The following is a 15,723-nucleotide window of genomic DNA, read 5'->3' on the forward strand; positions in this document are numbered from 1 at the left end:
GCCCGCCGCGCCGCCGCGCGGGCGCTGCGCCCGGTGCGGCGGCTCCGCGAGGAACTGGCCGAGCTCCCCGCCGCCGAGCCGGGCTGCCGCGTCGCCGTGCCCGCCACCGGCGACGACGTCGAGCGGCTGGCCGGCCGGATCAACCTGCTGCTCGACCGGCTGGAGACCTCGGCCGCGCAGCGGCGCGCCTTCATCGCCGACGCCTCGCACGAGCTGCGCACCCCGCTCGCGGGCCTGCGGACCAGCATCGAGCTGGCGCTGGGCGACCCCGAGGACGCCGAGCTCCGCGACATGCTGCAGCACGCCCTGGACGACGTCGACCGGCTGCACCGCATCGTCGAGGACCTCTTCGTCCTCGCCCGGCTCGACTCCGGCGACCTGCCCGCCCGGGAGCGCCTGGACCTCGGCGCGCTGGTGGAGCGGCTGGTCGCCCGGCGGTCCCCGGCCGTGCCGGTGACCGTGAAGGCGGAACCGGGCATCGAGGTGATGGGCAACCGGTCGCGGCTCGACCGCGCCCTCGGCAACCTGCTCACCAACGCCGAGCGCTACGCCGCCGGGCGGATCGAGGTGGTGGCGCGCGGCCTCGGCGAGGAGGCGGTCGTCGAGGTGCACGACGACGGCCCCGGCATCCCGCTCGACGACCGGGACCGGGTCTTCGAGCGCTTCGCCCGGCTCGACGCGGCGCGCAGCCGGGACAAGGGCGGCAGCGGCCTCGGGCTCCCGATCGCGCGGCAGATCGCCGTCGCCCACGGCGGCGACCTGTACGTCGCCGACGGCGCCTACGGCGCGCGCCTCGTCCTCCGGCTGCCGCGCGCCCGCTGATCCGGCGGATACAGTCGGAACCCGGCAGAAGGCGACCGCCCGGAGGACCCAGTGGCCGACACCCGCACCCAGGACATCGTCGACCCCGAGCTGGCTTGCCCGGTCGCGCCCGTCGTCGACATCGTGTTCAGCCGCTGGACGACCCCGATCCTGTGGACGCTCCACGAGTACGGGCGGCAGCGGTTCGTGGAGCTGCAGCGGCACATCGCGACGATCACGCCGAAGGTGCTGACGCAGCGGCTCCGCCGGCTGGAGCGCGACGGGCTGGTGGTCCGCACCTACCACCCCGAGGTCCCGCCGCGCGTCGAGTACGAGATCAGCGAGCTGGGGCGCAGCCTGGCGCCGCTGTTCGCCTCGCTGTCCGAATGGTCCGCCGAGAACCTGGAGAAGGTGGAGCGGGCGCGCCGCGCCTACGACGCGGGGGAGACCTGAGCGGGCCGGTGCCCGAGAATGGAGCCGTGATGTCTCCCTCAAGCACCGACACCTCCGGCGGCGGCGCGGCCGCGCGCGAGGTCGTCGTCCTCGGCTCCACCGGTTCGATCGGCACCCAGGCGCTGGACGTGGTCCGCCGCAACCCCGGCAGGTTCCGGGTGACCGGGCTCGCCGCCGGCGGCGGGCGGGTGGAGCTGCTCGCCGCGCAGGCGCTGGAGTTCCGGCCCGAGATCGTCGCGGTCGCCAGGGCGTCCGCCGCCCAGGACTTGCAGCTCGCGTTCTACGCCGAGGCCAAGCGCCGCGGCTACGCCTCCGGCGACTTCGCCATCCCGAAGATCGTCGCGGGCCCGGACGCGGTCGCCGAGGTCGCCGCGTGGCGGTGCGACGTGGTGCTGAACGGGGTGACCGGCGCGCTCGGCCTCGCCTCGACGCTGGCCGCGCTGGACGCCGGCCGGACGCTCGCCCTCGCCAACAAGGAGTCGCTCATCATGGGCGGCCCGCTGGTGAAGGAGCGGGCGCGGCCGGGGCAGATCGTCCCGGTCGACTCCGAGCACTCGGCGCTCGCCCAGTGCCTGCGCGGCGGGCGCGCGGACGAGGTGCGGCGGCTCGTGCTGACCGCCAGCGGCGGCCCCTTCCGCGGGCGGAGCCGCGCCGAGCTCGGGGACGTCACGCCCGAGCAGGCGCTGAACCACCCGACGTGGAACATGGGCCCGGTCGTCACCATCAACTCCGCGACCCTGATCAACAAGGGGCTGGAGGTCATCGAGGCGCACCTGCTGTTCGACGTCCCGATGGACCGGATCGAGGTCATGGTGCACCCGCAGTCGGTCATCCACTCGATGGTCGAGTTCACCGACGGCGCCACCCTCGCGCAGGCGAGCCCGCCCGACATGCGGCTGCCGATCGCGCTCGGCATCGACTGGCCCGACCGCGTCCCGGACGCCGCGCCCGGCGTCGACTGGACGGCCGCGCACACCTGGGAGCTGTTCCCGCTCGACGACGAGGCGTTCCCCGCCGTCGCGCTGGCGCGGCACGCCGGTGAGCTGGGCGGGACCGTGCCGGCCGTTTACAACGCCGCGAACGAGGAATGTGTGGACGCGTTCCGCGCCGGGCGGCTCCCGTTCCTCGGGATAGTCGACACCGTCGCGCGGGTAGTGGAGGAGCACGGTTCGGGCACGCCCGGGGACCTCACGCTGGACGACGTCCTCGCGGCCGACGGGTGGGCCCGTGCCAGGAGCAGGGAACTGACCGGAACCGACTGACCCGGGTACCCCGGGCACGAGCCCGAGGGGACCCGGATGGCCTTCTTCCTCGGCGCGGCGGCGTTCGTCGTCGCGCTGCTGGCATCGGTGATGCTCCACGAGGGCGGGCACCTGCTCACCGCCAAGCGGTTCGGGATGAAGGCCACCCAGTACTTCGTCGGCTTCGGGCCGACGCTGTGGTCCACCCGCCGGGGCGAGACCGAGTACGGGGTGAAGGCGATCCCGCTCGGCGGCTTCGTCAAGATCGTCGGCTATACGCCGCTGGAGGAGATCGACGCCGCCGACCGGGACCGCGCGTTCTACCGGCAGCCCGCCGGGCGCCGCGCGATCGTCATCGGGGCCGGCGTCGTCGCGAACTTCGTGTTCGCGTTCGTGCTGCTGATGGCGATGGCCATGACGATCGGCGAGCCGCGGCCCGGCACGGTGACCAGCACGGTCGAGCGGGTCACCTCCTGCGTCCCGGCCACGATGCGCGGCGGCTGCGGCGACGGCCGGCCGCCCTCGCCGGCGGCGCGGGCCGGGCTGCGGCCCGGCGACCGGGTCGTCGCGTTCAACGGCGCGCCGGTCTCCGACTGGAACGACCTCACCACCGCGATCGGGAAGGCGAAGCCGGGGGAGACGGTGAAGGTGACCGTCCAGCGGCCGGGCACCGGGCAGGTCACGCTGCCGGTCACGCTCGCGGACGTGGGCGGGGAGCCGTTCGTCGGCGTCTCCGCGAGGATCGCGGGCGGCGGGTACGACCGGGCCGGGCCGGTGGACGCGGCGGTGTTCGCCGGACGCGGCATCGGCCGGACCGTCGAGGGCATCGGCAAGGTCGCGGCGGACCTGCCGAGCGCGATCCCGCGGCTGTTCTCGCCCGAGCGGGAGAGTTCGCCCGGCGGCCAGGTCGGCAGCGTGGTCGGCGCGACCGAGGTGTCCGGCCAGATCTTCTCCTCCGAGGACACGGCCCGCGACAAGGTCGCGCTGTTCCTGTCGCTGGTCGTGTCGGTGAACATCTTCCTCGGGGCGCTGAACGTCCTGCCGCTGCTGCCGCTGGACGGCGGGCACCTCGCCGTCGTCGCGTACGAGCGGGCCCGGGCGGGCGTCAACCGCGTCCGCGGGCGGCCCGATCCGGGCACGGTCGACATGACCAGGCTGCTGCCGCTGACGTACCTGGCGGTCCTGCTGCTGGTGGGGTTCGGGGTGCTGCTGATCCTCGCCGACCTGTTCAACCCGCTCCGGCTACCGGAGTGACACGGGATGTTCACGAAGAGTGGCCGGATGGGCACACTCTTCGATACCGGGCGGCGTCATGTCCGCCTCCCGGGGCGCTTAGGCTTTGTACGGGGCCGCAAGTCAGAGGAGAGGGATGAGCGTTTCACTGGGAATGCCTAATGTCCGCGGCGAGGGGGACGGGCCGGGGGCGCAGGGCCTGAGCACGCCCCGCCGCAAGTCCCGGCAGATCATGGTCGGGAGCGTCCCGGTCGGGGGCGACGCGCCGGTCTCGGTGCAGTCCATGACCACCACCCTCACCGCCGATGTGAACTCCACGCTCCAGCAGATCGCGGAGCTGACCGCGTCCGGGTGCCAGATCGTCCGGGTCGCGGTGCCGTCGCAGGACGACGCCGACGCGCTGCCGGCGATCGCCCGCAAGTCGCCGATCCCCGTGATCGCCGACATCCACTTCCAGCCCAAGTACGTGTTCGCCGCGATCGACGCGGGCTGCGCCGCCGTCCGGGTGAACCCGGGCAACATCAAGAAGTTCGACGACAAGGTCGGCGAGATCGCGCGCGCCGCCGCGGACGCGGGCGTGCCGATCCGCATCGGCGTGAACGCCGGCTCGCTCGACAAGCGGCTGCTGGAGAAGCACGGCAAGGCCACCCCCGAGGCGCTGGTCGAGTCGGCGCTGTGGGAGTGCTCGCTGTTCGAGGAGCACGGATTCCGCGACATCAAGATCTCGGTCAAGCACAACGACCCGGTCGTGATGATCGACGCCTACCGGCGGCTGGCCGCGGCCTGCGACTACCCGCTTCACCTCGGGGTGACCGAGGCGGGCCCGGCGTTCCAGGGCACGATCAAGTCGGCGGTGGCGTTCGGCGCGCTGCTGGCGGAGGGGATCGGCGACACGATCCGGGTGTCGCTGTCGGCGCCTCCGGTCGAGGAGGTCAAGGTCGGCACGGCGATCCTGGAGTCGCTCGGGCTGCGCCGGCGCGGCCTGGAGATCGTGTCGTGCCCGTCCTGCGGGCGCGCGCAGGTGGACGTCTACACGCTCGCCGAGCAGGTCACCGCCGGTCTGAAGGACTTCCCCGTCCCGCTGCGCGTCGCGGTGATGGGCTGCGTGGTGAACGGTCCCGGCGAGGCCCGCGAGGCCGACCTCGGCGTGGCGTCCGGCAACGGCAAGGGACAGATCTTCGTCAAGGGCAAGGTCATCAAGACCGTCCCCGAGGCGCAGATCGTCGAGACCCTCATCGAGGAGGCCATGCGCATCGCCGACGACATGGGCATCGAGATCGGCGAGGACGGCTCGGTCAGCGGGCCGGGCGCCGAGGTCGTCGTCGGCTGACCCGCATGGTCGTCGGCTGACCCGCAGGGTCGCCGGCCGACCAGGCCGCCGCCGGCCGGTCCGGCACGAGCGCCGAACAGGGCCCCGGGTGCGAACCCGGGGCCTTTCGCATGCGCGGAGACGACCGGGGTTGTCACAGAGTTCCGCTGATCTTGTCACGATTCGGCATCCACTCATGAGGGGCCCTGTCGAGGCTCGCCGCAAAGACGCCAGAATCACCTGTCTTTTACCCGTATGTCTGACTCAACCGGAGTCAGCACGATAGGGGGATATGTGAAGAGGATCGTTGTCGTGGCCGCGGTGGCCGGGCTCGGCCTCACCGGCGTGGGCGCCACAAGCGCGCAGGCCGCGGGCCCCTCCGCCGGAACGGCCGGAGCCTTCAATCCCGCCGCGGCGCAGTGGCACGCCTGCCCCGCGGACTTCGTCCAGACGGTGCACGATCTCTACGACGGCCTGTACCCGGTCTCGAAGATCGTGCAGTGCGCGGAGCTCCAGGTGCCGCTCGACTACGCCAAGCCGAACGGCACGAAGATCACCGTGCAGCTCACGAAGACGCCGCACACCGGCGACGGCCCGGCCAAGGGCGACATCATCGTCAACCCGGGCGGCCCGGGCGGCGGCGGCGCGCTCTTCGGACCGCGGGTGTTCGCGCAGAACTCCGCGCCGATGCGCGACGCCTACAACGTCATCGGGTTCGACCCGCGCGGCGTCGGGATGAGCGTCCCGGCGCTCCGGTGCGACCCGGCGTGGTCGAACGCGCCGCGGCCGGACTACGGCACCGGCGACCGGCAGTCGGTCTCCACCTGGCTGCGCAAGTCCAAGGGCTACGCCGAGGACTGCGCCCGCAACGACGAGATCGGGCTGCTGAACCACGTCAAGACGATCGACTCCGTCAACGACATCGAGTCGATCCGCAAGGCGCTCGGCAACGACAAGATCGACTACTACGGCGCCTCGTACGGCACCTACCTCGGGTCGGCCTACGCCACGATGTACCCGAAGAGGGTCGACCGGATGGTGCTGGACGGCAACGTCGGCCCGTCGGACGCCTGGTACGACGCCAACCTCAACCAGGACGTCGCGTTCGACAAGAACATCGACTACTACTTCGGCTGGATCGCCAAGTACGACTCGGTGTACCACCTGGGCACGACCCAGCGCCAGGTGCGCGACTTCTTCTACGGGCTGCGCGCCGAGCTCAAGGACAAGCCGGTCTACTACACCGACCAGGACAGCGGGCAGACCCTCGCCGTCGGGCCGAGCGAGCTGACCGACGTCATCCTGAACGCCGGCTACCGCCGCAGCCAGGCCATCTGGCACGGCTACGCCGCCGGGCTCGCCGCCTACAAGACCGGCGACACCGCCACGTTCGCCGGGACGTTCGGCGCCCCGACGACCGGCGAGTCCGACGACAACGGCACCGCGATGTACCTCGCCACCGAGTGCACCGACGTCCAGTGGCCGACGAGCTGGGCCAAGTGGCACCGCGACAACACCCGGATCAACCGCAAGCACCCGTTCGAGACCTGGGGCAACGCCTGGTTCAACGCGCCGTGCCTGTTCTGGCCCGCCAAGGCCGGCACGCCGGTGAACATCGGGCACACCCGGGACCTGCCGGACAACATCCTGATGTTCCAGTCGACCGCCGACGCGGCCACCCCGTACGAGGGCGCGCTGGACATGCAGCGCCGGCTCAAGGGCTCGCGCCTGGTCGTCCAGGACGGCGACCGCACGCACTGCATCGTCCACCGCGGCTCCGCCGAGGTGGACGCCTACTTCGACGCCTACTTCCTGCGGGGAGAGCGGCCGGCGAAGCGCACCGTGCACGTCCCGCAGCTCGGTGACCCGGTCCCGCCGTCGCAGGCGGCCGCCCGGACGCTGAGCGGCTCGGCGGCCTCGAAGGCCGCCCGGCTGGAGGCCGACGTCATCCGCTGACGCCGGAGGGCCGGCGATCGGCCGGCTTCATGAGGGCCCCGGGGAGCGATCCCCGGGGCCCGCGCGCGTTCCGGGCGCGGAACGCGGCAAACGCGCGGCGATATCACGAAGTTCCGTTGATCTTGTCACGATTCGGCATCCAGTCGTGCGGCGGACTGCCGTCATAAACGACATAACCGCCACAATCGCCACGCAATCCGCATCCGCTACGTATCGGCGCGGTTCCCCCCTTCGGCCCAGTCGGGCGGCCGGACCCGCCGATCTGAGGGGGTCACGTGAGAAAGATCGTTCTCGTCACGACCGCGGTGGTCGTGGCGACCGGGGGCGGCGCCGCGGTCGCCGCCTCCGCGAGCGCGGACACCGGCCGGGCCGGCGCCGCCGCGGCCCCGGTCCGGTCCATCGACTGGGGCAAGTGCGAGGTCAGCGGCCCGAACGACCCGATGAACCAGGCCCAGTGCGCGCAGGTCGAGGTGCCCCTCGACCACGGCCGGCCCAACGGGCGCAAGATCTCCATCGCGGTGTCGCGCTTCAAGCACACCGACGAGAAGAACTACCAGGGCGTCCTGTTCGTCAACCCGGGCGGCCCCGGCGGCTCCGGCCTCGCCTACTCGCCCGCCCTCGCCCGCTGGATCGGCGGCACGGGCCACGCGGACGTCGCGGCCAAGTACGACATCATCGGGTTCGACCCGCGCGGCGTCGGCTCCAGCAAGCCGGCGCTGACCTGCGACCCGAACTACTCCGACCCGATCCGCCCGGACTACGTGCCGAGCTCGTGGAAGGAGGAGCAGGCCTGGATCGCCAAGTCCAAGAAGTACGCCCGGGACTGCGCCGACAAGTTCGGCTGGCTGCTGCCCCACATGCGCACCACCGACGCCGCGCGCGACGTCGAGGTGATCCGCGCCGCCCTCGGCCAGGACAAGATCAGCTGGTACGGCTTCTCGTACGGCACCTACTTCGGCGCCACCTACGCCACCCTCTTCCCCAACCGGGTGAAGCGGATGGTGCTGGACGGCAACGTCAACCCGAAGACGGTCTGGTACGACGCCCAGCTCGAACAGGACAAGGCGTTCGAGCACAACATGAAGGCCTGGTGGGCCTGGATCGCCGAGTACGACTCGGTCTACCACCTCGGCAAGACCGAGAAGGCCGTCGAGGCGAAGTACTACGCCGTCCGCGCGGCGGCGAAGAAGGCGCCGATCGGCGGCCAGATGGGCCCGGACGAGCTGGACGACACGGTCCTGTCCGCCGGCTACAACACCGGCTACTACATCCCCTTCGCCGAGGCGCTCTCCGCCTGGGTCAACGACGAGGACGCCTCCGGGCTCCTCGACTGGATGAGCGCGGGCGGCGACGACAACGGCTTCGCCGTCTACAACGCCGTCCAGGCCGCCGACGCCCGCTGGCCGCGCAACTGGAGCAAGTGGCACCGGGACGCGGTGAAGCTCCACGAGCAGGGCTACCGCTTCAACACCTGGAGCAACGTCTGGTTCAACGCCCCGGTCGCGTTCTGGCCGTTCAAGGGCGGGCCCGAGTTCCGGCTCAAGGGCGCCAAGAACCTGCCGGGCATGCTGCTCGTCCAGTCCACCGAGGACGCGGCCACGCCGGTCGCGGGCGGGCTGGAGATGCACAAGGTCTTCCCGTCCTCGCGGCTGGTGTTCGAGGTCGGCGGCAAGACGCACGCCAACACGCTCAACGGCAACGCCTGCCTGGACGACAAGGTCGCGGCGTACCTCGACACCGGCGCGCTGCCGGCGAGCCACCGCGGCCCGGACGCCTACTGCAAGGCCGTCCCGGCGCTGAACGACCCGGACCCGACGGCCATGGCGCTGAAGGCCGCCCGCACCACCGCGGGCAAGGACCTTCCGGTCGGACGCCCGTAGGACCCGGATAGCACGCCGTCCCGTGGCGTGCCCGCCTCCTCCTCGGGGGGCGGGCACGCCACGGTTCGTTTCGGGGCCGGTGCCCCTGCTTACCCCGGAATCGCGCGATCCGGGGTCCCGCGCTCCGCGCCGCCCGGCCGGTAGAAAGCGGGGGTGCTGAACGACGCTGGAAGGAGGGCGGCCGCCCGGACGGCCGCCGCCGCGGTCGCGCTCGGGGCCGCCGCCATGGGAGTGCCCGCGGCCGCCGCCGCGAGCCCCGCGCCGCAGGCCGCGCCCGCGCCGCGCGGGCTCGCCTGGAAGCCGTGCCCCGCCAAGGACCCCGTCGAGGGCGGCAAGCTCAAGGGCCTGGAGTGCGCGACCCTCCGGGTGCCGCTCGACCACGCCCGGCCCGCCGGCAAGAAGATCACGCTCGCGCTGACCCGGGCCCGGCACACCGCGGCCCGGTCGAACGGCGCGGTGCTGCTGAACCGGGGCGGGCCCGGCGCCCACGGGCGCGACCTGCCCGGCTTCTTCCGGGACTCGCTGCCGGAGAAGGTCGCCGCGTCCTACGACTGGATCGGCTTCGACCCGCGCGGCGTCGGCGCCAGCAAGCCCGAGCTGATCTGCGACCCCGCTTATCAGGACCCCGGCCGCGCGCGCCCCGACACGGTGCCCGCCGGTCCGGCCGAGGAGCGCGCCTGGACGGCGAAGGCGCGGGGGTTCGCCGACGACTGCGCCCGCCGGTACCGCGCGGTCCTCCCGTACATGGGGACGGCCGACTGGGCCCGCGACATGGACGCGATCCGGCGCGCCCTCGGGCAGCGGAAGATCAGCTACTTCGGCTACTCGTACGGCAGCTACCTCGGCGCCGTGTACGCGACGATGTACCCCGGCCACGTCCGCCGCATGGTCCTCGACAGCGTCGTGCGGCCCAGCGGCGTCTGGTACCAGAACAACCTCGACCAGAACGTGGCGTTCGAGAAGAACATCCGCGCCTACTTCGCCTGGATCGCCCGCCACCACGCGGTCTACAAGCTCGGTGACACCGAGCAGAAGGTCGCCGCCGCCTACGCGAAGGCGCGGGCCGCGCTCAAGGCGAAGCCGATCGACGGGAAGATCGGCCCGTCCGAGCTGGACGACGCCTTCCTCGCCGACGGCTACGCCGACCTCGCCTGGCCGGCGCACGCGCGCGCCCTGTCGGCGTTCGCCGTCCGGAACGACCCCGGCCCGCTGCGCAAGGTGTGGCAGCCGCCGTCGCGGCTCGACCAGAACAACTACACCGTCTACAACGCCGTCCAGTGCCGCGACGCCGCCTGGCCGCGCGACTGGGCCCGCTGGCACGCCGACAGCGAGCGCCTCTACCGCACCGGCAACCGCTTCGAGACCTGGAGCAACACCTGGTACAACGCGCCCTGCGCGTTCTGGCCGGTGCAGGGCGGCCCGCCGCCGCGCGTGCAGGGGCGTTCGACGCTGCCGCCGATCCTGCTCGTCCAAGCCTCGAAGGACGCGGCCACGCCGTACCCGGGCGCGCTGGAGACGCACCGCTCGCTGCCCACGTCCCGGCTTCTGGTGCAGGCCGGCGGGCGCAACCACGGCGTCGCCCTGTCCGGTGACGACTGCGTCGACAAGGCCGTCGCCGCCTACCTCGGCAACGGCCGGCTGCCCGCGAGCAGGCCCGGACCGGACGCGAAGTGCCAGGCCCCGGCGGCGCCCGAGCCCGGCGCGGGCAAGAAGCGGCACCGCGACGACGAGGGCGCCGCGCGGCACTGACCTTTCGCGGCCGGGCCGGTGTGCGGGCCGCGGCGGTGCGCGGGCACCGGACCGCATAGGCTTGTCCACGTGGAGCTTTCAGTGGTGAGGGCCGAACGGGGGCCCCTCCCGTCGAGGGACCGGTAGCCATGCGCATGCTGGGCTCGATGCCCGTGCGCGTGCTGGACGACCGGTACCGGGCGGAGGCCCTCGCGATCCTGGACGCCGACCCGGTGTCCAACGTGTTCGTCAGCTCGCGCGTGCACGCCGCGGGGCTCGACCCGCGGCGGCTCGGCGCGCAGATGTGGGGGTACCTGCGCGACGGGCGGCTCGTTTCGCTGTGCTACTCGGGCGCCAACCTGATCCCGGTCGCGGCCGGTCCGGAGGCGATCCGCGCGTTCGCCGAGCGGGCGCAGGCGCAGGGGCGGCGCTGCTCGTCCATCGTCGGGCCGGTCGACGCGGTCGGCGAGCTGTGGGAGATCCTCGCGCCGTACTGGGGGCCGCCCCGGGCCGTGCGCGCGTCCCAGCCGGTGATGGCCACCTCCGCCGTCCCGGACGTGCCGCCCGACCCGCACGTCCGGCGCGTGCGGATGGAGGAGTTCGACATCGTCTACCCGGCCTGCGTGGCGATGTTCACCGAGGAGGTCGGGGTGTCGCCGAACGCCGGCGACGGGGGAGTGCTCTACCGCGCCCGCGTCGCCGAGCTGATCCGCGACGGCCGCGCGTTCGCCCGCATCGAGGACGGCCGCGTCACGTTCAAGGCGGAGATCGGCGCCGTCACCCCGCGCGCCTGCCAGGTGCAGGGCGTGTGGGTGCCGCCGGACCTGCGCGGCCGGGGCCTGTCGGAGACGGGGATGTCCGCGGTGGTGCGGGAGGCGCTGCGCAGCGTCGCGCCGACCGTGTCGCTGTACGTCAACGACTACAACACGCGGGCGCGGGCCGCCTACCGCCGGGTCGGGTTCGGCGAGCTCGGCTCCTTCATGTCGATCTTGTTCTGACCTGCGTCCGGCTTGTCGGTGCGTGACTGATCTGCCCTGATCCCTGATTTGATCTTGCGCGGCGGGTACCATCCCGCCGTGGAGTTCGCCGGGGCACTGCGGCAGGCCGTCCAGGCGAGCGGGCTGACGCTGGAGCGGATCCGCCACCGGCTCGGGCGGCGCGGCCTGACGGTCAGCGTCGCCACGCTCAGCTACTGGCAGCGGGGCCGCAGCCGGCCCCGCTCGCGCACCGTCGTCGTCGCGCTGGAGGAGATCCTCCAGGTGCCGCCGGGCACCCTCACCGAACTGCTGGACGACCCCGCGCCCACCGCGGCGCCCCCGCGCGGACCGGCCGGGCGCGGCGGGGGCGGGGCCGGGCCGGGCGGCGCGGGCGACCGGGCCCGCAGCGTGCGCGACCTGTGGCCCGATCCCGAGCGGTACGCCTTCCTCGTTGGGCAGCTCGACCGGTCAGGCGACCACCGGCTGGAGCGGCTCAGCATCCACGACGTCTACCGCCTGGACGAGGTGCGCCGGTCGTGGACGCTGTCGGTCCGCACCGTCGTGCGCGCCGCCGGCGACGACATCGACCGCATCGTCTGCGTCCACCAGGTGTCCGGCGGCCAGGTGTCCGGCGGCCCCGCCCCGGCGGCCCCCGCCGGGCTCGCCGACGTGCGGTACTGCCGGCCCGGCCGGGTCCGCGCCGAGGGCGGCCTGATGGCGTTCGAGCTCGTCTTCGACCGGGTGCTGTCGGCGGGGGACACGGCGGTCGTCGAGTACGAGCTGGGGCCCGCGGCGGAGCCCCCGTCCGACAGCTACGACCGCCGGTTCGCCCATCCCGTCCACGACTACGTGGCGATCATCCAGTTCGACGGCGACCGGCTGCCCGCCCGCTGCTACGGGTTCACCGCCGAGAGCTCGCAGGCCCCGCGCCGCCGCCTCGGCGAGCTGTGGGTCGGCACGTCCGGCAGCGCTAACATCGCGGTCGGGTCCGTAAGGCGGGGAATAGTCGGGATCGAATGGGAGTGGCACTAGCGCGTGGACCCCTGGTTGTGACAAGTTGCCTGTTGGCAACGGGGACCAACCGCTTTACAGTGAGCGCGGAAGTTGCCATCGCAGGAGTCAAGGCCGTTGGACGGGGGCCGGCCGGAGCAGATCCGGAGGCCGCAGGTGCAGAGTGTCGCAGAGGACGATCTCCTACAGGTCCTCCAGTACGGGCCGTTCAACGTCGCCCTCCACGCCGCCATCCAGGCGCGCGGCCTCAGCCTCGACTCGCTGCGGCGCCGCCTGGAGGAGCAGGGCATCGCCGTCAGCCTGTCGACGCTGAGCTACTGGCAGCGCGGCCGGACCAGGCCCGAGCGCGCCGACTCGCTGCGCGCCGTCCGCGGCCTGGAGGTCATCCTCGAACTGCCGCGCCACTCACTGCTGACGCTGCTGAAGCCCACCACGGAGCGGACCGCCGGGCCGTGGCTGCCGGTCGAGGAGCTGTGCCCGGAGCCGGGCGTCCGGGACCTGCTGGACGAGATCGGCGACCGCGGCGAGCGGCTGCTCACCGGGCTCAGCCTGCACGACCAGTACGTCGTCGGCCGCCGCCGGGAGCTGCGCGAGGTCCGCTGCCGGGCGGTGTTCCAGGCCCAGCAGCGCGGCGTCGACCGCTGGATCGCGGTGTACCACCACCCGCAGGGCGTCCTGCCGTCGTCGCGGACCGTGCGCGGCTGCCGGTTCGGCCGCGTCCGGATGGACGAGGCGAGCGGCCTCATCGCCGCCGAGCTGCTGTTCGACCGGGCGCTCGGCCGCGGCGAGACCTACCTGCTGGAGTACGGCTTCGGGTTCGACGAGACCGGCCCGCCCATCACCGAGGAGGGCCGCGGCTTCCGCACCCCGCAGCACGAGTTCCTGATCGAGGTGCGGTTCCACCCGTCCGCGCTGCCCGCCCGCTGCCACCGGACCTGGCGGCCCGACGGCCACACCGCGCTGAAGGACTCCGCCGACCTGCGGCTGTCCAGCTACCACAGCGTCCACTTCATCGAGTTCGGCATGGCCGCCGGCTACCACGGCATCCGCTGGGAGTGGGACTAGCGCGCGAGCGCGGTCACAGGACGAGCAGGCGCAGCAGCCGGTCCAGCTCGGCGGCCGGGTCGGCGGTGAGCCCGGCGTGCACCGGCCCCGGCTGGACGATCGTGCTGCGCGGCGCCGTCAGCCACCGGAACCGCCGCCCCGGCGGCTCCGCCGCGGCCTGCCCGGCGCGCTCGCCGCCGCAGCACACCGCGTCCACGCCCTTCAGCGAGGCGCGGACGCCCTCCAGGTCGAGCGAGGGGTCCAGCGCGTGCAGGCGGCGCTCGTCGAGGTGCGTCCGGCAGCCGAGGTAGTCGAGCGCCCGGCAGTACACGACGACGCCCACGTTCATCGACTCGCCCCGCTCGACGCGCGGGACGACCCGCAGCGCCGCGTACTCGAACACCGTCGGCTCACCCGCGGCCCTGATGTTCGTCGTGGGCGCGTCCTGCGGGGGGACGGCCCCCCACGCTCCCCGGTTCGCCTCGCTCATGCCGGACCACCCAGCCATCCGGGACGGTTCTCCCCCCGCCGCGCCGAGGTGTCCGGAGCGCGGCCGCTGACGTCGAGGTCGGGCAGCCAGTCGCGCGGCTTGCCGGCGCGCGGCAGCAGGATCTCGACGTAGGCGTCGCGGAGCGCCTCCGGGCCGGCGAAGCCGGGCTCGCCCTCCAGCCACCGGTCGGGCACCAGCGCGACCACCTCGCGCAGCAGCCCCTCGGTGATCTTCGGGGCGAACGCGGCCTCCGCCGCCTCCAGCCGGGACGCGTACGGGGTGAGGACGTGGTCGTCGACGTCGTACGCGCCGGCGAACAGCCGGGCGGCGTTCGCCCACGCGTGGTGGAAGATCAGGCTCGCGCCGTGGTCGATGAGCCACACGTCGCCGTGCCAGACGAGCATGTTGGGGTTGCGCCAGCTGCGGTCCACGTTGCCGATGAACGCGTCGAACCACAGCACCCGGGACGCGAAGTCCGGGTCGGGGGTCCAGCCGAGCGGGTCGAAGCCGAGCGACCCGGGCAGGAAGTCGACGCCGAGGTTCCAGCCGGGGCTGGCCTTGAGGAGGTCCTGGACGTCGGGGTCGGGCTCGTGCCGGCCGATCGCCGGGTCCAGGTCGATCAGCACCTGCTCGGGCACCCGGAGGCCGAGCCGGCGGGCCAGCTCGCCCGCGATCACCTCGGCGATCAGCGCCTTGCGCCCCTGCCCCGCGCCGTGGAACTTCATGACGTAGGTGCCGAGGTCGTCGGCCTCGACGACGCCCGGCAGGGAGCCGCCCTCGCGGAGCGGCGTCACGTATCGGATGGCCGTCACATGTGGCAACACGTCGCAACGCTATCGGCTGGCGGTCCGCGCGGGATAATCCATTACATGGGCGTTGAGCTGCTGGACCTGTCGGTGCCGATCACCACGGGCATGCCGGTCTACCCGGGCGACCCCGAGGTGGAGGCGGTCCCGGCGCTGACCGCGGCCCGCGACGGCGTGAACGTCCTGCGCCTGCACATGGGCTCGCAGACGGGCACGCACGTGGACGCCCCGTTCCACGTCGACGACGCCCTGCCCCGCCTGGACGAGCTGCCGCTGACCCGCTTCACCGGCCCGGCCGTGGTCATGGACGTCCGCGGCCTGCCGCCCCGCGCGCCCATCCCGCCGGACGCGCTCCCGCCCGGCCTCGAACCCGGCGACGTCCTGGTCATCGCGACCGGCTGGTCGGAGCACTGGGGCACCGGCGACTACCTCGCCCACCCGTACCCGGCGCCCGAGACGGCCGAGGCGATCGTCGCGGCGGGCGTCCGCACCGTGGCCGTCGACGCGCTCAGCGTGGACCGCACCCCGCCGCCCGGGTCCGAGGAGTTCTCACTGGCGGCGCACCGCGTCCTGTGCGGCGCGGGCGCCGTGATCGCCGAGAACCTCACCGGGCTGGACCGGCTCGTCGCGGCCCAGGACGCGGGCTGCGCGATCGAGGTCTCGCTGTTCCCCCTCGCGCTGGCCGGCGCCGACGGCGCGCCCGTCCGCGCCGTGGCCCGCGTGGACGACCGGGCCGTTCTCGTCTGACGCCGCCTCTGTAGGGTGCCGGGGAACCGGGAGAAGGAGGGGCCCGC

Annotated in this window: 14 protein-coding genes; 12 read left to right on the top strand and 2 right to left on the bottom strand. The window is 73.3% G+C overall.

Annotated features, from left to right (window positions below; genetic code table 11):
- The 11 genes from AB0K34_RS23335 to AB0K34_RS23385 all read left to right on the top strand — a co-directional run.
- Positions 1-822, top strand: an 822-nt coding sequence (locus tag AB0K34_RS23335; protein ID WP_364550820.1) for an ATP-binding protein, incomplete at its 5' end; no start/stop codon positions are given.
- 51 nt (positions 823-873) lie between these two features.
- The gene (locus AB0K34_RS23340) at positions 874-1,254 is read left to right on the top strand and encodes a helix-turn-helix domain-containing protein (RefSeq protein WP_240807491.1); all 381 of its coding nucleotides are present in this window, start codon (positions 874-876) and stop codon (positions 1,252-1,254) included.
- A gap of 29 nt (positions 1,255-1,283) precedes the next feature.
- Entirely contained in the window at positions 1,284-2,516 is a 1,233-nt protein-coding gene (gene dxr / locus AB0K34_RS23345) for a 1-deoxy-D-xylulose-5-phosphate reductoisomerase (protein ID WP_138636211.1), read from the top strand.
- Between the two features lie 36 nt (positions 2,517-2,552).
- Positions 2,553-3,749 carry a site-2 protease family protein gene (locus AB0K34_RS23350; protein WP_138636212.1) on the top strand — a complete coding sequence of 399 codons (1,197 nt, stop codon included), beginning with the start codon at positions 2,553-2,555 and terminating at the stop codon, positions 3,747-3,749.
- Positions 3,750-3,882: 133 nt separating this feature from the next.
- Positions 3,883-5,058, top strand: a complete 1,176-nt coding sequence (gene ispG, locus AB0K34_RS23355) for a flavodoxin-dependent (E)-4-hydroxy-3-methylbut-2-enyl-diphosphate synthase (protein ID WP_138636223.1) — start codon at positions 3,883-3,885, stop codon at positions 5,056-5,058.
- Between the two features lie 273 nt (positions 5,059-5,331).
- Positions 5,332-6,993: an alpha/beta hydrolase gene (locus AB0K34_RS23360; protein ID WP_171068968.1), complete on the top strand. Its 1,662-nt coding sequence runs from the start codon at positions 5,332-5,334 to the stop codon at positions 6,991-6,993.
- Positions 6,994-7,268: 275 nt separating this feature from the next.
- The gene (locus AB0K34_RS23365) at positions 7,269-8,873 is read left to right on the top strand and encodes an alpha/beta hydrolase (protein ID WP_240807493.1); all 1,605 of its coding nucleotides are present in this window, start codon (positions 7,269-7,271) and stop codon (positions 8,871-8,873) included.
- 153 nt (positions 8,874-9,026) lie between these two features.
- A complete protein-coding gene (locus AB0K34_RS23370) occupies positions 9,027-10,622 on the top strand; it encodes an alpha/beta hydrolase (protein WP_240807495.1) in 1,596 nt (531 codons plus the stop codon).
- Between the two features lie 134 nt (positions 10,623-10,756).
- The gene (locus AB0K34_RS23375) at positions 10,757-11,599 is read left to right on the top strand and encodes a GNAT family N-acetyltransferase (protein ID WP_138636226.1); all 843 of its coding nucleotides are present in this window, start codon (positions 10,757-10,759) and stop codon (positions 11,597-11,599) included.
- A gap of 78 nt (positions 11,600-11,677) precedes the next feature.
- Positions 11,678-12,610, top strand: a complete 933-nt coding sequence (locus AB0K34_RS23380; protein ID WP_301175972.1) for a helix-turn-helix transcriptional regulator — start codon at positions 11,678-11,680, stop codon at positions 12,608-12,610.
- A 135-nt stretch (positions 12,611-12,745) separates the two neighbouring features.
- Positions 12,746-13,654, top strand: a complete 909-nt coding sequence (locus AB0K34_RS23385; protein ID WP_138636215.1) for a hypothetical protein — start codon at positions 12,746-12,748, stop codon at positions 13,652-13,654.
- Between the two features lie 13 nt (positions 13,655-13,667).
- Here the strand turns inward: AB0K34_RS23385 and AB0K34_RS23390 are convergent, their stop codons facing one another.
- Both AB0K34_RS23390 and AB0K34_RS23395 read right to left on the bottom strand, forming a co-directional pair.
- Positions 13,668-14,123 carry a DUF3037 domain-containing protein gene (locus AB0K34_RS23390; RefSeq protein WP_301175973.1) on the bottom strand — a complete coding sequence of 152 codons (456 nt, stop codon included), beginning with the start codon at positions 14,121-14,123 and terminating at the stop codon, positions 13,668-13,670.
- Positions 14,120-14,947, bottom strand: coding sequence for a HipA family kinase (locus AB0K34_RS23395; RefSeq protein WP_364550825.1), 828 nt, complete (start codon positions 14,945-14,947; stop codon positions 14,120-14,122). Before AB0K34_RS23395 ends, AB0K34_RS23390 begins: the two co-directional genes overlap by 4 nt.
- Positions 14,948-14,992: 45 nt before the next feature.
- On the opposite strand from AB0K34_RS23395, the gene AB0K34_RS23400 reads away from it, so the two are divergent.
- Positions 14,993-15,676: a cyclase family protein gene (locus tag AB0K34_RS23400; RefSeq protein ID WP_301175975.1), complete on the top strand. Its 684-nt coding sequence runs from the start codon at positions 14,993-14,995 to the stop codon at positions 15,674-15,676.
- The last annotated feature ends 47 nt before the right edge of the window (positions 15,677-15,723 follow it).

Source organism: Actinomadura sp. NPDC049382, from assembly GCF_040677125.1.
GTDB lineage: Bacteria > Actinomycetota > Actinomycetes > Streptosporangiales > Streptosporangiaceae > Spirillospora > Spirillospora geliboluensis.

Excerpts from the sequence above, each read along its gene's own strand:
- dxr (WP_138636211.1), top strand. The coding sequence starts at position 1,284 with ATGTCTCCCTCAAGCACCGACACCTCCGGCGGCGGCGCGGCCGCGCGC.
- AB0K34_RS23400 (WP_301175975.1), top strand. The coding sequence starts at position 14,993 with ATGGGCGTTGAGCTGCTGGACCTGTCGGTGCCGATCACCACGGGCATG.
- AB0K34_RS23375 (WP_138636226.1), top strand. The coding sequence starts at position 10,757 with ATGCTGGGCTCGATGCCCGTGCGCGTGCTGGACGACCGGTACCGGGCG.
- AB0K34_RS23350 (WP_138636212.1), top strand. The coding sequence starts at position 2,553 with ATGGCCTTCTTCCTCGGCGCGGCGGCGTTCGTCGTCGCGCTGCTGGCA.
- AB0K34_RS23390 (WP_301175973.1), bottom strand. The coding sequence starts at position 14,123 with ATGAGCGAGGCGAACCGGGGAGCGTGGGGGGCCGTCCCCCCGCAGGAC.
- ispG (WP_138636223.1), top strand. The coding sequence starts at position 3,883 with ATGCCTAATGTCCGCGGCGAGGGGGACGGGCCGGGGGCGCAGGGCCTG.